This is a genomic window from Thermobacillus composti KWC4 (genome assembly GCF_000227705.2).
Lineage (GTDB): Bacteria > Bacillota > Bacilli > Paenibacillales > Paenibacillaceae > Thermobacillus > Thermobacillus xylanilyticus.
The window spans coordinates 3400645-3419917 of the sequence record NC_019897.1 but is presented as its reverse complement, the minus strand read 5'-3'; the positions used below and the strand labels follow the sequence as shown (position 1 = coordinate 3419917).

General features: G+C 58.8%; 9 protein-coding genes, 2 pseudogenes and 1 CRISPR repeat array (1 of these 12 cut by a window edge). Of the genes and pseudogenes, 7 read left to right on the top strand and 4 right to left on the bottom strand.

All coding sequences use genetic code 11. The features are described 5' to 3' along the window. Positions 1–1556: a CRISPR direct-repeat array (repeat unit 32 nt; unit sequence GTTTCAACCCACGCCCGCGCACAGCGGGCGAC) (it extends 1120 nt beyond the left edge of the window). A gap of 182 nt (positions 1557–1738) precedes the next feature. Genes cas7c through THECO_RS15725 form a run of 4 tightly spaced genes read right to left on the bottom strand, consistent with a single transcriptional unit; the run spans position 1739 to position 7383 of the window. Next, positions 1739–2617, bottom strand: a complete 879-nt coding sequence (gene cas7c, locus THECO_RS15740; protein WP_015256025.1) for a type I-C CRISPR-associated protein Cas7/Csd2 — start codon at positions 2615–2617, stop codon at positions 1739–1741. A 3-nt stretch (positions 2618–2620) separates the two neighbouring features. Next, on the bottom strand, positions 2621–4414 hold the full coding sequence (cas8c, locus tag THECO_RS15735; RefSeq protein ID WP_015256024.1) for a type I-C CRISPR-associated protein Cas8c/Csd1: 1794 nt from the start codon (positions 4412–4414) through the stop codon (positions 2621–2623). Next, complete coding sequence (gene cas5c / locus THECO_RS15730) at positions 4411–5055, bottom strand: type I-C CRISPR-associated protein Cas5c (RefSeq protein ID WP_015256023.1); 645 nt, start codon at positions 5053–5055, stop codon at positions 4411–4413. Before cas5c ends, cas8c begins: the two co-directional genes overlap by 4 nt. A 39-nt stretch (positions 5056–5094) precedes the next feature. Further along, positions 5095–7383 (bottom strand): CRISPR-associated helicase/endonuclease Cas3, encoded by a 2289-nt coding sequence (locus THECO_RS15725; protein WP_015256022.1) that lies wholly within the window; start codon positions 7381–7383, stop codon positions 5095–5097. Between the two features lie 167 nt (positions 7384–7550). Between THECO_RS15725 and THECO_RS15720 the strand changes: the two are divergent. From THECO_RS15720 to THECO_RS15690, 7 genes and pseudogenes are all read left to right on the top strand, one after another. Continuing rightward, a pseudogene (locus tag THECO_RS15720) lies at positions 7551–8458 on the top strand (helix-turn-helix domain-containing protein). A 208-nt stretch (positions 8459–8666) separates the two neighbouring features. Next, positions 8667–9458, top strand: a pseudogene (locus THECO_RS15715) (carbohydrate ABC transporter permease); the annotation flags it as partial. A gap of 280 nt (positions 9459–9738) precedes the next feature. After that, positions 9739–11757, top strand: a complete 2019-nt coding sequence (locus THECO_RS15710) for a glycoside hydrolase family 127 protein (RefSeq protein WP_015256019.1) — start codon at positions 9739–9741, stop codon at positions 11755–11757. A gap of 145 nt (positions 11758–11902) precedes the next feature. After that, positions 11903–14200 carry a glycoside hydrolase family 95 protein gene (locus THECO_RS15705; RefSeq protein ID WP_015256018.1) on the top strand — a complete coding sequence of 766 codons (2298 nt, stop codon included), beginning with the start codon at positions 11903–11905 and terminating at the stop codon, positions 14198–14200. A 222-nt stretch (positions 14201–14422) separates the two neighbouring features. Continuing rightward, positions 14423–16249: a sugar-binding protein gene (locus THECO_RS15700; protein ID WP_015256017.1), complete on the top strand. Its 1827-nt coding sequence runs from the start codon at positions 14423–14425 to the stop codon at positions 16247–16249. Between the two features lie 62 nt (positions 16250–16311). Beyond that, positions 16312–18111 (top strand): sugar-binding protein, encoded by a 1800-nt coding sequence (locus THECO_RS15695; RefSeq protein ID WP_015256016.1) that lies wholly within the window; start codon positions 16312–16314, stop codon positions 18109–18111. A gap of 169 nt (positions 18112–18280) precedes the next feature. Next, positions 18281–19258 carry an ABC transporter permease gene (locus tag THECO_RS15690; protein ID WP_015256015.1) on the top strand — a complete coding sequence of 326 codons (978 nt, stop codon included), beginning with the start codon at positions 18281–18283 and terminating at the stop codon, positions 19256–19258. The last annotated feature ends 15 nt before the right edge of the window (positions 19259–19273 follow it).

The following is a 19273-nucleotide window of genomic DNA, read 5'->3' as shown; positions in this document are numbered from 1 at the left end:
TCGAGGGGCGGCCATTGTGGCGGTTTCAACCCACGCCCGCGCACAGCGGGCGACCTGAAGCGCTTGTAATTGAGGTGAGCGTATGAGCGAGGTTTCAACCCACGCCCGCGCACAGCGGGCGACCAAACAATTCAAGACGTTTGCGCAGGCCCTTCTTGTTTCAACCCACGCCCGCGCACAGCGGGCGACGGGGCTGCAAACCTTGCAGACGATTCTTGGATCTGTTTCAACCCACGCCCGCGCACAGCGGGCGACCTGAAGCGCTTGTAATTGAGGTGAGCGTATGAGCGAGGTTTCAACCCACGCCCGCGCACAGCGGGCGACTTTAAGTGATATCAAACTTGAAATGCAGAAGGAGGTTTCAACCCACGCCCGCGCACAGCGGGCGACCCGCACGCTCACCCAACGATGACCGGCAAGGTCTCGGAGTTTCAACCCACGCCCGCGCACAGCGGGCGACCCGCGACGGTCGGCGCGATCACTTCGGCATTCGCTGATGTGTTTCAACCCACGCCCGCGCACAGCGGGCGACCCGGTCACGGGCATACAACGACGAAGGCGAAGCAGTGTTTCAACCCACGCCCGCGCACAGCGGGCGACTTGGATCGAGATGGCGACGGGGTAGCGTGCGAATAAGATGTTTCAACCCACGCCCGCGCACAGCGGGCGACCTATCGGGACCTCGCCAAGATACGCGAAATCAACGCGTTTCAACCCACGCCCGCGCACAGCGGGCGACTAAAAGGATTGGTATCCCAAAATCTTCGGCGACAGGTTTCAACCCACGCCCGCGCACAGCGGGCGACTGGATTGGCATTCGAGATTCCGGCGGGCCATGAATTGGTTTCAACCCACGCCCGCGCACAGCGGGCGACACGAATACAAACCGACCACGAACGAGCGAAAATTGATCGTTTCAACCCACGCCCGCGCACAGCGGGCGACGGGCGATGGTCGCGGGAAGCCGCTATCGTACCTACAAGGTTTCAACCCACGCCCGCGCACAGCGGGCGACCCAGTTTTACGATACGCCCGGGATCCGTTGTACATGTTTCAACCCACGCCCGCGCACAGCGGGCGACGGAAATATAAAAGACGGGCTGGAAAATGAAAATAGTTTCAACCCACGCCCGCGCACAGCGGGCGACTTATGCGCGCATACACGTATATGCGCGTATATAGAGTTTCAACCCACGCCCGCGCACAGCGGGCGACACGTGTCGGCGGCATGGACGCAACGGCTGCGGGAGATGTTTCAACCCACGCCCGCGCACAGCGGGCGACTTGTCAAGACCAGCCAGAAATTTGCGCGGATCCTGTTTCAACCCACGCCCGCGCACAGCGGGCGACGGGCGATGGTCGCGGGAAGCCGCTATCGTACCTACAAGGTTTCAACCCACGCCCGCGCACAGCGGGCGACCCAGTTTTACGATACGCCCGGATCCGTTGTACATGTTTCAACCCACGCCCGCGCACAGCGGGCGACCTCCGGGCAGGACGGGACCAAGTGAATGGCCGATGCCTGTTTCAACCCACGCCCGCGCACAGCGGGCGACTGCACCACTTGAAACCCCTTGATACGCAAGGGCGGAAAGCCGCATTTTCGCGAACCTTCCATTCAGCAGCATAAGGTAAGCATCTTATATAGACTTTGAAGCCGCAGCCCCTTGTCCCGCAAGGAGTGCGAACCTCCCGGGAGTTTTATGTGCGCTTGGGGTTCGCACCGATGGAACCTCCCTCAGAGCATTTCGATAATCGCGACCCCTTGCGGCGCTGTACCCACTGTCACTTCATAGTCATTGAACGAGCGGGGAACGGTTACGCCGTCTTTGCGTTGCACTTGAACCAGTTGGAACAATTTATTCGCAGGGGCATTTCCAAGGGCTGTGTCGTGCTTGAAGACGAATAGCTTCTGTGACGCCATTTTTCCACGGGCGGCCGAGCGATCGTGCTCGAACATATTGATGAGCGCTGTCCACAACAATTCGAGATCTTCCTCGCTGAATCCGGTCTGCTGGGCGAGCGGCGCGGAGATGTAGCCCTCCAGCCGGTACAGGCCGTAGGGGACGAAGGCTTTTCGGCCCATGGTTCGTTCCTTCTCAATATCTTTCTCGTTCGTGACCGCCATTCTGGTGATGGACACTTCAGTGGGATTGATCGGATCAATGCTTTTCGAAAACGTCAATTGCACCGGACCGCGGACCTGGCCGCAGTTCACGCCCGTCGTCATGACTGCTCCAAATGTGCGAATATCGAAATACTTCTTGCACATCCACCTGGCTAGCGTGAGCTGATCATCCTTCTTCTTTGCTTCGATTCTGTCTTCCTTTGATTCCTTCAGCTCGATTTCCGGGTGATGGTCATACGCTTCCTTGTTCAATTGATTCAGCACGACACCTTCACGCACATAGATGTCGTATCCGGGCTCACCTGCCTTCACCAGTTCCACGTAATTGCGGATCTTCCGTTTCAGGCAAACATCCGTAACAAGCCCCAATCCGGTCTCCGCGTCAATCCGCGGCATGTTGCCCGCGTCGGGATCGCCGTTGGGATTGCCGTTCTCCACATCAAACAGCAGGACGAATTCGTAGCGGTTGTTCAGCGTTTTTTCATTCATGGTTCAACCCTCGTTTCCATTGGTTTGATTGGACTGCTTCCTGGGCTCGTAGAGTTTTTGCCGCTTATGGAAATATCCCAAAGCGAACATTCCTTGCTCTTCCAGCGACAATCGGGCCGGGAACCGGTCGGGCAATTTGCTCATGACTTCCGCGATGGCCATGTCATTGAAACGTCCGTTTTTTTCGTCTTTCGACACATGATAACGCGATAATTGCACCAACCTGGGGAAAACCAGCGCGGGTGTCGTCGATGCCGCTCCCCAAAAACGGTCCGAGATGGTCGCGTTCAGTTTGTTTTCATGGGCATCCTTCTGCGCCTTCTCTAGACAGGCGAACAGCCTGCCCAGATGGTACGCCGTGCTTGTCGAGTTTTCGTTCTCCGCCATGGTCAAATTCGCCTCCTTCATGAAATCGTTATGGAGCCTTGCCTGCCGAATGAAATATCCCTTCAGCAATGCCGCCCGCCGGGGATTCAGCTTTCGGTCGGATGATTCTGCCCGGATCCGGTTCATGAGCTGCGGGAAAATGGAGCGCGGATACGGAAGTCCGTGCAGGATCGAGCGAAGCATCAGCCCCTCCATCAGCGGCGGGATGTTTTCCCAGTCGCCCTGCACCGCGAGTTCCCGGAGCAGTTCCCGAACGGAAGGCGAACGATCCAATCCCTGCACCGACAGATCGATGTAGTGCTGCCAGACCCGCTCGCCGATCTCCCCCAGACTTCCCGTGTACCAGAACCGGACGGACAGCCGCGCGGCGTTCGGGGACAAGCCCAGCACATAGAACCGGGTATCGGGATTCAGGTCCGAGAAGGTTTCCCGGAAAGTCTGCCCCTTGCGGATACGGGTCAATGCGCTGCGGACACGGGAGCGGATGCTGTCTTCATCTTCCGGTTCATGGGATCCCGCTTCCTGCAGCAGGCTGGCGAGAAATTCCTGCTCTTCGGGAGCATCCGACTCCGCCCAAAATACGACGGTCGTATCGTTCAGTCTGACCTTGTGGGCAGGATCGGCAAGGAAGCGGTTCAGCACGTAACCGTACGCGTCAGCTGCTTTCTGCGACACCGGTGCATTGTATGATTGCTTCAATCCATATGAGCAGAAGGCATCGAGGTTGAAAGAAACGATCGCGGCTCCGGACGATTGGGCGCCGATTACATTCTTGATGTTGGGATGCAGCCTGGCGATCCGGCTCTGTGGCACGCGTTCACCGGTGATCAGGCATGACATATAATCAGCATCGGCGCCGTGTTCCTCCGCCCGCAGATGGAATTTTTCCCAGGCGGACTTCAGCGCGGGCAGTTGGTGGTACAAGATGCCGGTCGGACTGTATTGGAGAACGCACAGACCGCCTTTCGTCAAGGAATCAAGCACACGGTCGTCGACGACCTGCGTCAGATTTTCCTCCAATTGCCCGGCATCCATGGCAACAAACAATCGCAATGCCTGAATTTCATCGCTGTTCGATGAGACATGTTCCAGCACAGATAACCATAGCTTGCGCATGCTTGTCCGGCAAGCTTCCCTCATGCCAATTGCCGATCCGAAAAAATACTCCGCCTTGTCACACAAAAAGTAAGGTTTGATTCCGCTGGTGCGTTTGACCTGCTTGGGAACCATGTACTTGCGCTTGTCCGGCTTCCCTTTCTCATTCACGAAAGGGATGACCGCCTTGACGCTCCCGTCCTTGTCAAGCTGCACAACAAACGAGACCGCCGCTGCCGAATAAGCATCACCCGGCAACGTCTCCCCGCGTTCCTCGAGCCGTTCATAGTAGCGGTAAAGCGCCTGCAAAATCATCGGTTCACATCCTCTATCCTCGGAATCGTTATGACGCCATCTACCATTCTCGCGCGAAAAAAATGCGGAATCGTCCTGACGACTTCGCCTTTGGCGTTCACCGTGAAGGTCAGGTCCAGCAGCATGTAGCCCAGATCTTGCTCGCCCTGGAAGGCCGGACTTGCGGGAACCGTGTCTTCTTCCACCAGCTCGAAGTTCGCGGGAAATTCCCGGCAGCCCAGGTAGGGGCGATGGAAGCATTGGCCCTGCCGCGCCCGTCTCAGCATCATGTTGTAGTGCTTTTCCGGCGTGTCCTCCGGGCCCCGCTTGTCCGTCATTTCGAAATGCGCCTCTATGATGTACTCGACGTCCCGGAGCAGCAGGGATGCGCGTTGCTGTCGCTCATGCGTCGCATGGATCACCCGGTTTCCTGATGCCTTGGTCGCGACTTCGTTGCGTCTGATATTCTCAAAACGAATCGGTTTCATCACATGGATGCGGTCGACGACCCAGCGGATCGCCGGCTTCCAGTGGATCGCTTCCAGAATGCCGCGGGCGGCGGAGGGGGTCATCACATCGTAGCTGACCCGTTCCACCTTCATTTCCGGACGGGAAAAAAGCGCATACTCTCCCCACACCCGAAGCTTGATGCCGTAACTCATGCCGATTCACCTCCTTTCAGGGCATGATTTCGTTGATTCTCAATCTTCATCGGGAATGGTAAGGCCTGTCATCCGGTCGTAGAAAGTAAAATCATTCAGAACATGAACACCCTGAATCGTCTGAATGAGCTGCCGGTGTTGGAGCACCTCGCGTTCTTTCGGGTAGACTTGAACAACATAGGGTTGCAGCTTGCGCAGGACGGCTGCCGGGTACAGGGCGGTGGTCAAGCTGTCGATCAGTTCACGGGCATGTTCATCTTGCGGATGGTTCGGGTCTGACCGATCTGCCGGGCGGCGCCAGGGCACGACGATGGATTCCATGTCGGATTCGATGAATTTGAACCGCTCCGCGATGTCCTGATATGGAAAATGGGGCGGAGTCCGGGTCATCATCTTTACGATTTCATATTGATCCCGAAGCTTCGGTCCGGCTTCATTGTCGCGGGTGCCGTGGATGCGTTCGAAATACTCGGAAATGCAGGCCAGGGACAGCATGTTTTCCGCACCGTACAGATCAATGCAGTTAGTTGCTTCCACGGCGGTTTCCTTGAGCCACCCGATGGAGGGCAGGCCATGCGGTTCGGGGTGAAAGACGATCACCCGTCCCGTTTCGAGTTTGCCTTCCCGGTTGCAGCGGCCGGCCGCCTGCGCGATGGAGTCGATTCCGGCGATGGCGCGGTACACGACGGGGAAATCGACATCGACGCCGGCTTCGATCAATTGGGTGGAGATGACGATGCAGCGTTTTCCGTCCTTCAGCCGCTTTCGTATTTCATCCAACACTTCCGCCCGGTGCAGCGGAGTCATGCGGCCGCTGAGATGGAACAGGCCATCCACCTTGGGATTGAAGTGTTTCAGCAATTTCTTCGCATGTCGCCGGGTATTCACAATGCACAGCGCTTGATGTTCGTCAAGCAGCCATTCCGCAAGGGTTGAATCTCTCACCGGTTCATACGGCTTTCCCCTGAGCTCCACGGCAGTGCGCTTGAAAACCCGCTCCAACTCGCTTGGCGTGGGCTCGTCCATGATTTCTTTCACTCGTCTGCCGAGTTTCTCCCAGGAAGGATGCGTGGCGGTGCAGAGGACGACGGAGCAGCCGTACCCCTCCACCAATTCTTCCAAAGCCCGGAGGCAGGGTTCCAGATAGCCCCGGGGCAGACTTTGCGCTTCGTCGATGACGATGACCGATTTTGCAATGTTGTGCAGTTTGCGGCATTTGCTGCGCCTGCTTGCAAAGAGCGACTCGAAAAACTGGACGGAAGTTGTGACGACCAGAGGCGCGTCCCAATTCTCCGTGCTCAGTTTGTAGCGCAGACTTTCGGTTTCGCCGAGCGTTTCGTCCAGATCGCCGATATGAAAATGGCTGTGATGTTCAAGTACCACTTCGGGTCCCAACGCATTGCGAAACTCCGCCGCATTCTGCTCGGTGATGGAAGTCAGCGGGATGACGTAAATAACTCTCCGGAGGTCGTTCTCTTTGGCATGGGCCAGTGCAAACGCGAGGGACGAGAATGTTTTGCCACCTCCCGTCGGGACGCTGAGCGAGAACAGTTGTGGTGGCAGTTGCGCCCGGCTTTTGCACCTCTCCAGAATGGCTTTGCGATAACGGTTTACGATGGTGGGTTCAGCGTTGGCAAATCGGACGGCAAGATATTGCTCCAACCTGTCGTGCAGCTCGCGGATCGTCGTTCCGGGTGCGGCAATGGCCTGCGCGGAAGCGGGATCGCAGAAGTCGCGCGTATCGATCGTATCCGCATCCACCAGACAGGAATAGATCATGCGTCCAAGGAAGGCCAGCTTCCAGCTGTATGCTTCTTTGCTTTGTTGACGAAGTAAGTTGCGGACCAACGGACCGTCCATCGGTATGGGGAGGGAGGGCCGTTCAATTTCCTGCCAGGCGGCCTCCCACAGGTGCTCTTGCTCCTCGGGATCCTCTGCGGCGGATGCCAGCCGATGACAGAGACTGCCCGGTTCGTCTTTGTTGCCGTAGTTTCGCAGCCCGCCATGATGGAACGCAATGGCAAACTGAACGAGGGTTGCGAGGTGCTTATGGAGCCGGGTCGGACCGAACATCGCCCGCCAGGTCGAATCTTTCCCGATTTCAAGAGCGCCGGCGGTGGAGTGGGTGGCTTTTATGGGATAATTTCTAATCCGAAGCTGAGGCTTAAGCTTAAATTTGCCGAGGTCATGGTGTAGTCCCGCAGCATATGCCAGTTCCCCGGCGTGAAAACTCTGGGCGAATGTGCGCGCCTTGTCCGCGGTTCCAAGCAGATGAACGATCAGCGGTTGTTCTTCGCCGTTGCTGTTTATGCGCGCGATAAAACGCATGCATGCACCACCACCAAATGACAGGATAGAAGCAATCTGAACTTCATATAAATTGTATGTAAACGTTCTTTCCGCCATATTACAATTTCTGAAAGGATTAGTCAAGGGGGGAGTAAATTATGTCGTTGTTCTGAGATAATGTCACGATGGGACAGGAGAGAGTGACATTGACCAGAGCAGAATGGAAAAAGGTACTTGTGGTGGAGAAAATCCTCGACGGACACATGACCAACGCGGAAGGAGCGGCGGTACTCGGACTCGGCGTCCGGCAAGTGATTCGGCTGAAGAAGAAATATGTGGAAGAAGGAGGCGCCCAGGCACTGGCCCACGGTAATCGGGGAAGAAAGCCGAAACACGCGATCCCGGAGGAAGTCAAAGATCACGTCGTCGGGTTGTACACCACAACGTATCACGGCAGCAACAACTGCCGCTTTGCGGAGCTTTTGGAGGAACACGAATCGATTAAGCTCAGCACACCCAGCGTAAGACGCATTTTACTGTCCAAAGGCATCAAGCAAGCCAAACCGCGTCGGCGTAAGAAGGCTCATGGGCCGCGCCAGCGAAAGCCGCAAGCGGGCATGCTGTGGCAGATCGATGCGACGCCTTACGCCTGGCTGGAGGATCGGGCACCGTCCTTCACCCTCCATGCCGCCATCGACGATGCGACAGGTACCGTCGCTGGCGCCGTGTTCAGGCCCACGGAATGCCGCGAAGGCTACTCGCTGGTCATGATGCAAGGCATCCGGAACTACGGCGTGCCGCTGGGCTTTACAGCGACAAACCTACCATCTTCCGGTCACCCCATGAAACGCTGTAGCCTTGCAAGTTCCGTTTCGACGCCAGAGCAACGGTTGAGGTGCGTGAGACGCTCACCGGTGAGGTACTCGTATGGCATCATGGTCAGGCCATCGCGCTGAAGGAGACGGAAAAGCCTGTACGTGATCCTGCGACTCCAACAAAAAAGGCGGAACCTGCGCCACCCCGCAAGCCCGCCGCCAACCATCCATGGAGGTTGGCATGGAGTCCAAAGCAGCTTCAGCGTAACACAAATTTCGTGCCAGGCCAAGTCACCTGACCGGTGTGACATTTTCACAGACGAGTTAAGGTGACATATTCACAGACGATTGACAGAAGAGATGGTAAATTAGCTTCTTTTTTTCTTGGACATGCTTATGTTAGACTTACGTATGGTCGCCGGCAGGCGTGGATTGAAATATATACATTGTGAGGAAAGCCCGTCACATGATGGCGGGTTTTCGTCATGATGGAGCCGATAAAATCCAATCATCATTGCATCGGTCAGCGATTCGACGATGGTGGCGACGGGCAAGGTGTGGCTCTGGCCCAAGGGCTTCAGCCTGTACGGGTATAACGAGATTTTCGACGACACACGCATCTGGCGGGGGTACCGGAACACGATTCTCTATACGACGCTGGGCACTTTCGTCAATCTGCTGTTCACGCTGCCGGCGGCGTATGCGCTGTCCCGTCGGGAGTTCCGGGCGCGGCGATTTCTCATGTTCGTGTTCGTGGTGACGATGTTTTTCAGCGGCGGCCTGATCCCGACGTATCTGCTCATCAAGGGACTCGGCATGACGAATACGATGTGGGTGTTCATTTTCCCGTTCTGCGTCAACGTCTATAACCTGATCATCGTGCGCACGTTCTTCGAGACGTCGCTGCCGCGCGAACTGTACGAGGCGGCGGCGATTGACGGATGCGGGCACTTCCGCTTCTTCTGGAGCGTGGCGCTGCCGCTCTCGAAGGCGGTCATCTCCGTCATCGGCCTGTACTATGCGGTGGCGCATTGGAACGATTTCTTCACCGCGCTGGTCTATGTGCGCAACAACGAGCTGCAGCCGCTGCAGATTGTGCTGCGCGACATCCTGCGCTCGAACCAGGTGTTCCAGGCGGGCGCGGGTACCGGCGGAGAGGCCGGCGGCTACGCCCAGCGGTACGCGGATCAGATCAAGTACGGCGTCATCATCGTGTCGACGCTGCCGATTCTGCTCGTCTATCCGTTTATTCAGAAGTATTTCGAGAAGGGCGTTATGATCGGCTCGGTGAAGGGGTGATGCGAGCGGAGATTGCGGGACTGTAACGTGGTACGCACGTTACAGCGTGCCACCGGGTGGAGATTGCGGGACTGTAACGTGGTATGCACGTTACAGCGTGCCACCGGGTGGAGATTGCGGGGCCGTAACGTGGTATGCACGTTACAGCCTGCCGCCGGGTGGAGATTACGAAGCTGTAACGCGGTATGCACGTTACAACCCTGAGCCGCTCGCAGGAAATTGCCCGGGGCTGAGCGAAAACTTCTAACACGATCTGCAACCATGAGAGGAGGAACGACGCATGTCAACCCATGCGGCGCAAAGGCACCCGCAGCCGCTCCGGCCGCTGCCGGCGGGCCGGGTGAAGTTCACGGACGCCTTCTGGTCAAGATACCGCGACCTCGTCCGCGAGGTCGTCATTCCGTACCAGTACGAGGCGCTGCACGACCGGGTGCCGGACGCGGAGCCGAGCCATGCGATCGCCAATTTCGAGATCGCGGCGGGCCGGAAGCAAGGAGAGTTCCACGGGTTCGTCTTCCAGGACACCGATGTGGCGAAATGGCTCGAGGCGGTCGGCTATTCGCTCATGACGCATCCGGACCCGGAGCTGGAGCGGCTCGCCGACGACGTCATCGATCTCATCGCGGAGGCGCAGGGCGAGGACGGCTATCTGAACACATACTTCACAATCAAGGAACCGGACAAGCGGTGGACGAACCTGACGGATTGCCACGAGCTGTACACCGCCGGCCACCTGATCGAGGCGGCGTGCGCGTATTACGAGGCGACCGGCAAACGGAAGGTGCTGGATATCGCCTGCCGGCTCGCGGATTGCATCGACCGGGTGTTCGGACCGAACGAAGGGCAGCTCCGCGGCTACGATGGCCACGAGGAGATCGAGCTGGCGCTCGTGAAGTTGTACCGGGCGACGGGAGAAGAGCGGTATTTGCGGCTGGCGGCGTTTTTCGTCGACGAGCGGGGCCGGGAGCCGAACTTCCTGCGCGAAGAATGGGAGAAGCGGGGGCGGATCAACTTCTTCCTCAAGCGGCCGGCGCCGATTAATCTGGAATACCACCAGGCGCACCGCCCGGTGCGGGAGCAGACCGACGCGGTCGGCCACGCCGTCCGCGCCATGTATCTGTACGCGGCGATGGCGGATCTCGCGGCGGAGAACGGCGACGAGTCGCTGCTGGAAGCGTGCCGGCGGCTGTGGCGGAGCACGACGCGCAAGCGGATGTATGTGACGGGCGGCGTCGGCTCGACGCATCACCTGGAAGCGTTCACCACGGACTACGATCTCCCGAACGATACGGCCTACGCGGAGTCGTGCGCGTCGATCGGCCTCATCATGTTCTCGAAGCGGATGCTGCAGATCGAGGCGAAAGGCGAATACGGCGACGTGATGGAGCGGGCGTTGTACAATACGGAGCTCGCGGGCATGTCACAGGACGGGAAACGCTATTTCTATGTGAATCCGCTGGAGGTATGGCCGGAGGCTTGCCGCAGCAACCCCGGCAAGCATCACGTGAAGCCGGTGCGGCAGCGCTGGTTCGGCTGCGCCTGCTGCCCGCCGAACATCGCGCGGTTGATCGCGTCGCTCGGCGGCTATGTTTACGACGTCGACGCCGAATCCGGCATCGTGTACACGCATCTGTACATCGGCGGAGAGGCGCGGCTGAACGTCGGCAAGGAAGGCGGCGGACATGACGGCGGCACGGTCGTCGTTCGGCAGGAAACGAACTATCCGTGGGACGGCGCCGTGATGCTGACGGTGACGCCCGAAGCGGGCGGCTTAACGGCGTTCACCCTCGCGCTCAGGCTGCCGGGCTGGAGCCGAACGTCGGAGATTGCGGTGAACGGCGAGCGGATCGCGCCGGAGGTGCGGGACGGCTACGCGTACATCTGCCGCGATTGGCAGCCGGGCGATACGGTCGAGCTTAAGCTCGACATGACGATCCGGCTGCTCGCCGCCCGCCCGGAGGTGCGGGCTGACGCCGGCCGCGTCGCGATCCAGCGCGGGCCGCTCGTCTACTGCCTCGAGTCCGCCGACAATCCGGGCGGACCGCTGAGCGCGCTTGCGATCGACACGCAGACGCCGTTGACCGCAACGTATGACGCGCAGCTGCTCGGCGGCTGCGTCGTGATCGAGGGGCGCGCGTTCCGCGAAGGGGCGCGCGACTGGGCGGACGCGTTGTACCTGCCGCTGGAAGAGGAGGACGGCGCCCGCCGCGAAGAGCCGGCCGCGTTCCGGGCGATCCCCTATTATCTCTGGGGCAACCGGGGCGAAGGCGAGATGGCGGTGTGGGTGCGGTACCGGTAATCGGGAAAGTCCCGGCGTTTTTCACAACGCCGGGGCTTTTTCTTATGAAAATCCGACACCCGAATCTTAGAAATGATGGCTGGCGGACGGGCACGCGCGACCCATAGAATGGAGGGAAACAGGGCTTGAACAGGAGGGGCGCCGCATGAAACTGTGGTATGCGAAACCGGCATCGGATTGGTTGGAAGCGTTGCCAATCGGCAACGGCAGATTGGGCGCGATGGTGCACGGCGGCATGGAGCGGGAAAGGCTTCAGATCAACGAGGAGACGTTCTGGTCGGGCGGACCGCACGATTACCGCCGGCCGGGCGCGTCCCGATATTTGCGGCAGGTCCGGGAGTTGATCTTTCAGGACAAGGTCGAGGAAGCGCAGCAGCTGTTCGATGAACGGATGAAAGGCGATCCCGAACTGCTGCACGCTTTTCTCCCGTGCTGCGATATGATGCTCCATTTTCCGGGCCATGCGGATGGCCGGGATTATTACCGGGAACTCGATCTGGACCGGGCCGTTGCAACCACCCGATATCGGGTGAACGGGGTGACGTACACGCGCGAAGTGTTCTGCTCGTACCCCGATCAGGCGATCATCATGCGGATTTCATCCGACTGTCCGGGCAAGATCGACATGGCCGGGGAGCTTGCCGCGGCCAACGGGGAGCAGCGGGTCCGTTTCGCGGGCGACGACACGCTGGTCCTGACCGGACAGGCGGGCAAGCGGGAAGCAAGGCCGAGACGGCTCAACGCCGGCTGGGACGGGCCGGGGGTGCGGTTCGAAGCGCGGCTGCGCGCTTTCTCCGAGGGCGGCCGTGTCCTCCGAGGGGAGCAGGCGCTCGAGGTCAGGGGAGCAGACGCGGTCACGCTGATTTTCTCGGCCGCAACCAGCTTCGTGAATTACCGCAGCATCGACGGGGACCCGGGCGCCAAGGCGGCCGGCGTGATCGAACGCCTGCAAGGCAAGACGTACGGGGAACTGCTCGGACGCCATCTGGAGGATTACACCGCGCTGTACCGCAGAGTCGAGCTGGAACTCGGGGACGGCGCAGGCGACGGCACGCCGACGGATGAGCGGGTGCGGATGTACGCCGAGACGGAAGACCCCGGGCTGGCCGCGCTGTTTTACCAATACGGCCGCTATCTGCTCATCGCGTCTTCGCGGCCCGGCGGACAGCCCGCCAATCTCCAGGGCATCTGGAACGACGATCCCTGGCCGCTCTGGGGAAGCAAATGGACGACGAACATCAACGTGCAGATGAACTATTGGCCGGCGGAATCGGGCAACCTGCGGGAGTGCCATCTTCCCCTGTTCGACCTGATCGACGACCTCCGCATCACCGGGGCGGAAACCGCCGAAACGCACTACGGCTGCAGAGGGTTCGTGGTTCATCACAACACGGATCTGTGGCGGGCCGCGACCCCGGTCGATTACGACGCGGCCGTCTGGCCGATGGGCGGCGTCTGGCTGGTGCAGCATCTGTGGGACCACTACGAATATTGTCCGGACCAGGCGTTTCTGCGGAACAGGGTGTATCCGGCGCTGCGCGAAGCGGCCCTGTTCGTGCTCGACTATCTGACGGAAGCGCCGGAGGGCACCCGGCTCGCCGGCAAGCTCGTGACCAATCCGTCCTATTCCCCCGAGAATCATTACATTGACGACAAGGGGCGGAGACGCTATCTGACCTGTGCGGCGACCATGGACATTCAACTGATCCGCGATCTCTTCCAACGGTGCATGAAAGCGGCGGAGATGCTGGGCGTGGATGAAGATTTCCGCGGGGAACTCGAGGAGGCGATGGCGCGGCTGCCCGGCATGCAGATCGGAAAATACGGCCAATTGCAGGAATGGGCGGAGGATTGGGACCGGCCCGACGATCACAACAGCCACGTCTCCCATCTGTACGGGCTGTACCCCGGGAACCAGATTTCCGTCAAGGACACGCCGGAACTGGCCGAAGCGGTCGGGCGGAGCCTGGAACTTCGCGGCACCCACGATTTCCGCGCGTGGCCGGCCGCCTGGCGGATTGCCCTGCATGCGCATCTGCGCGATGCCCGGATGGCGCACCGCCGTCTCGTCAATCTGATCGCGCTGTCGGCCAACCCGAATCTGCTCAACGAGAAACCGCCGCTTCCGATGCAGATTGACGGCAATTTCGGTGGAACGGCCGCTATTGCGGAAATGCTTCTCCAGAGCAGGAGCCGCTATGACGGCACAGCCGCCGTGTACGAGATCGAGCTCTTGCCGGCGCTGCCGGCGCAATGGTCGCGGGGCAGGGTGAAAGGGCTGCGGGCACGCGGCGGTTTCGAGCTGGCTTTCGCCTGGGAGAACGAACGGCTCACGGAAGCCTCGCTGCATGCCCTGTGCGGCGGTATCTGCCGGATTTATTACGGGGACCGGTCCGTACAATTGGAGACGAGCAAGGGCGATACGATACCCATTCAATTCTGACGGAGGATTACCCCTCGGGAATGCGGCGGGTTCGCGCGGCTGCGCGGACCCGCCGTTGATGTCTGCGTCATGCTCGGAGGGCGGCACGGATGAAATCCAGGCGCAGACAAAGAAATTGGTGATTGTATTTTTGGGCTTGACGGAATAAAATGGAACCAACGTATGCTAAAACGAAATTGCAACCGATTATCCGCAAAAAATCAAGTATGGGAGGAGCGATGGATGAGACGAAGCGCGAAGCGGTTCACGGCGGCATGGGCCGCGGCAGCCCTCTTGTGCGCGGCAGGGCTCAACGCGCAGTCCGGCGTGCATGCGGCTTCACCAGAAGTGTACGGGGAAGCGCTTGCACATGCGGCGGAGTCGGGAACGCGCACAATCGTAAGCGCTGTCAATGTTCGGGACAGCCTTGTCGCCCAATACGGATCGCCCGTCATTGACGGCGAAATCGATCCGGTGTGGGACAAGGCACGGATCGTCGAGGCTCGGCATGCGTCGGGGGATACCCGGGCGTCCGCAGCGTTCAGAGCGCTGTGGGACGACCATGCGCTCTACATTCTCGCGGAAGTCACGGACGGCAGCCTTTCCACGGAATCTCCGCTTCCCTACGAGCAGGATTCGGTGGAAATCTTCCTCGACGAGAACCGTGACAAGACGAAGGAATTCGGCGTGGATGACCTGCAGTTCCGCGTGAATTTTGCGAACGTCCAAACCATTGACAAAGGTGATGGCTCCCGTTTCTACACGGCGACGCGGCTTACGGATGACGGCTATATTGTCGAAGCCCGGATCAGCCTCAAGAATAAACCGGACAACGGCACAGTATCGGGCATCGAGCTGCAAGTCAATGACGCTGAAGGTGCGGGACGGATCGGCACGCTCAATGTTTTTGATCCGACGGGAGGCGCATGGGACGATACGGGGTTGTTCGGCGAGATCTTCTTCACCGGGAAGAAGCGCGGCGACAAGAGCGGCCTCAATCCGTATGATCTGCTCAACCTGATGAAGCGTGCGCTGTCCATCGATTACTCGCTCTACAAGAATCCCGGCGTCGTCAAAGATGCCATCCTCCAGGTTGCCGCGGCAAACCTGCTGGGCAGCGCGGATGTGACGCAGGAGCAGATCGATGAGCAGTATGCCATGCTCGCGGAAGCGATCGACGCGCTGGAGATGACGGAAGAAGCCGCGAACGAGAAATATTTCACGCCGCTTCCGGTCGAGTATTTGGCCTTGAGCGACAAGCCGGGGAGCATCGAACGCCTGTCCTACCGGACGGCCAATCCGGACGGCGGCATGGACACGAAGTACGTGAATGTCTATCTTCCGCACGGATACGACGCCTCCGACAAGAACACCCGGTACAATGTGCTCTACTTGATGCATGGAATGGGCGAGAACGAAAATCTGCTCTTCGGCGGACCGGGCGAAAACCGTTCGCTCAAGAAGATCCTCGACAACATGATCGCGAACGGGGACATTGAACCGCTCATCGTCGTCACGCCCACGTTCTACGGCGGAAAGGGCGATATCGCCGTTTTCCACGAAGAACTGCTGCAAGACATCATTCCGCTGGTGGAAACGAAGTACAATACTTATGCGAAATCGGCAAGCTTGCAAGATCTGAAGGCATCCCGGGCCCATCGCGCATTCGGCGGGTTCTCCATGGGTTCGGCCACGACCTGGCATATTTTCGCCCACTGCCTGGATTACATCAAATATTACATGCCGCTCAGCGGAGCGGGTTTCGGATTGGGCGGAAGCGGCGATGCGGCGCAAACGGCGGAATTCCTTGCGGATGTGGTGCGGAAATCCGGCTACGAGCCGCATGAATACTACATTTTCAGCGCCGCGGGCACGCAGGACTTCGCTTATCCGGGACTGCACGACCAGATCGAGGCGATGAGGCAGTTGTCCGATGTGTTCCCCTATTCATCGGACCCGGCGAAAGGCAATCTCTACTTCATCGCGGGCGAAGGCGGCACGCACACCTGGTATTGGCAGAATCAGTTCATTTACAACATTTTGCCGGATCTGTTCAAAGGCGAGTCTTGAAAAACCCGGCAAGCTAAAACGAAGTTGCAAAACCGGATGCGGAAGGGGAGGATCGATCCGTTATGAGACGGAAAATCAAAAGGTTTGGCGCGGCATTGGCCGCGGCATCACTATTCAGCGCGCTGCTGATCAACATCCAGACCGGAGATTACGCCAGAGCGGCTGCTGCGCAGGTTGAAATCAAGGAGGCATCCATGAACGGAAGAATTATCGCCCAGTTCGGATCGCCGGTCATCGACGGCCGGATCGATGAAGTATGGGAGAAGGCGCGGCCGTACCAACCGCGGCATTCATCCGGCAACACCAACGCGAGCGCAACGTTCAGGGCGCTGTGGGATGACCGTGCACTCTACATCCTGGCGGAAGTGAAGGACGGCCAGCTGTCCACCCGGTCCGGAACGCCGTACATGCAGGATTCGCTCGAAATCTTCCTGGACGAAAACAACGACAAGACCCGGGAATTCGGCGCGGATGATCTGCATTTCCGCGTCAACATCGACAACGTTCAATCCGTAGACAAAGGCGACGCCTCACGATTCTATACCGCTGCGACCAAGACGGACGACGGCTATGTCATCGAAGCCCGGGTCGCCCTCAAGAAGAAGCCGGCCAACGGCACCGTCCTGGGCATCGAGCTGCAGATCAACGATGCGGTGGGCGAAGAGCGCGTCGGCACACTCAATCTGTTCGATTCGACGGGCATGGCCTGGGACGATACGAGCCTGTTCGGCGAGATTGTGCTGGTCGGGAAGAATGCACGCGAGACGAGCGGTCTCAATCCCTATGATTTGCTCAACCTGATCAAGAAAGCGCTGTCCATCGATTGCTCGCTGTACAAAAATCCGGAAGTCGTGAGAGATGCCGTCCTTCAAATTGCCGCGGACAGCCTGCTGGGCAGCACGGAAGTGACGCAGCAGCAGATCGATGAACAGTATGCCGCGCTTGCGGAAGCGATCGGCGCGCTGGAGATGACGGAAGAAGCCGCGAACGAGAAATATTTCACGCCGCTTCCGGTCGAATACCTGGCTGAGAGCGACCAGCCCGGAACGATCGAGACGCTGTCGTACGAGACGGCGAACCTGGACGGAGGCAAGGACAAGAAGCGGCTGCACGTCTATCTCCCGCACGGCTATAACGCATCCGACAAAGGCACGAAGTACAACGTGCTGTATCTGATGCACGGCGGCGGCGAGAATGAGGATCTGCTCTTCGGCGGACCGGGCGAAAACCGGGCGCTCAAAAAGATTATCGACAACATGATCGCCCGCGGCGACATCGAGCCGCTCATCGTCGTGACGCCGACCTTCTACGGCGGGAAGAACGATGTCGCCCTGTTCCACGAAGAATTGATCCACGATATTGTTCCGCTGGTGGAGTCGAAGTACAACACATACGCGAACTCGGCAAGCCTTAAAGATTTGAAGGCGTCCCGGGCTCACCGCGCGTTCGGCGGGTTCTCGATGGGATCGGTGACGACATGGCATCTGTTCGCCAAGGGCGGTCTGGACTACTTCAAATACTACATCCCGCTCAGCGGCGACAGCTGGGCGCTCGGTGAAAGGAGCGGCGGCACCCGGCCTGAGGAAACGGCGAAGTTCCTTGCGCAGGTTGTCCGCAAGTCGGGCTACAAGCCGCACGATTTCTACATCTTCAGCGCCACGGGCACGCAGGATATCGCTTATCCGAATCTGAAGCCGCAGATCGAAGCGATGAAGCAGCTGGACGATGTCTTCCGCTACTCGTCGAACCTCGACAAAGGCAACTTCTATTTCATCGAAGCCGAGGGCGGGTCGCACACCTGGTATTGGCAGAACCAATACATTTACAACATTTTGCCGGATCTGTTCCAAGGCGAGGCTTGATCCGCGTCCCCCGCGTTTCCGTGCAAACGGAACCGGGGGCTTTCTTTCTTAACCAAAAATGAAAACGCTTACAAACAATATAAAAAATGCACACACGCATCTTCAAAATCATGTCTGCCTTTCAAACAGCCGCTTCCCTACAATGAAAAGTGAAAGGAGTGTTTGCGCCATGACCGCCGACACGAATACAACCGATGCCAAACCGATTCGGTCATCGCTTGTTTGGAAGCGTTTCAAACGGCAGCGAACCCTGCATCTCTTCGTCTGGATCGGCATCCTGTATTTGCTGGTCTTCGCCTATACGCCGATGTTCGGCATTCTGATGGCCTTCAAAAATTACACCATCGTGCAGGGCATCAAGGGGATTTTCACCAGCAGCTGGGCCGGATTCAAATATTTCATCGAGTTCTACAACGACTACAAATTTTACGACATCGTGCGAAACACGCTGGTGCTCAGCTTTCTGAAGGTCATCTTCACGTTCCCGATCCCCATCCTGTTCGCCATCATGCTGAACGAAGCGAAGAACATGGCGTTCAAAAGGGTGGTGCAGACCGCCAGCTACCTGCCTCACTTCATCTCCTGGGTGGTCGTGCTCGGGCTGTCGTTCACTTTCTTCTCCAGCAACGTCGGGTTGATCAATCAATTGCTCCTGGACTGGGGATGGATCGACAAACCGCTGCCGATCCTGACGAGCCCGAACTATTTCTGGGGACTGGCCGTCGGCAGCGCGATGTGGAAGGAAGCCGGATGGTGGGCCATCATTTTCCTGGCGGCCATCGCCGGCATCAATCCGACGCTCTACGAGGCGGCCCAGATCGACGGAGCCGGAAGGCTGGCCCGGATCTGGCATATTACGCTGCCGGGCATCCGGGGAACGGTGGTCGTGGTGCTCATTCTGACGATCGGAAGCATTCTCGGAGGCGGGCTCGTCGGTTCCAACTTCGACCAGGCCTTCCTGATGGGCAATGCCGGCAACAACGACACCTCGGAGATTGTGCAGACCTACGCCTTCAAAGTCGGGCTGGCCCAGGGCCGATATTCGTATGCCGCGGCCATCGATCTGGTTCAATCGGTCATCTCCGTCATCCTGATCTTCACCAGCAACGCGATCGCGAGGAAGGTGTCCGGAACCAGCTTGTTCTAATACCGTCAGGAGGGT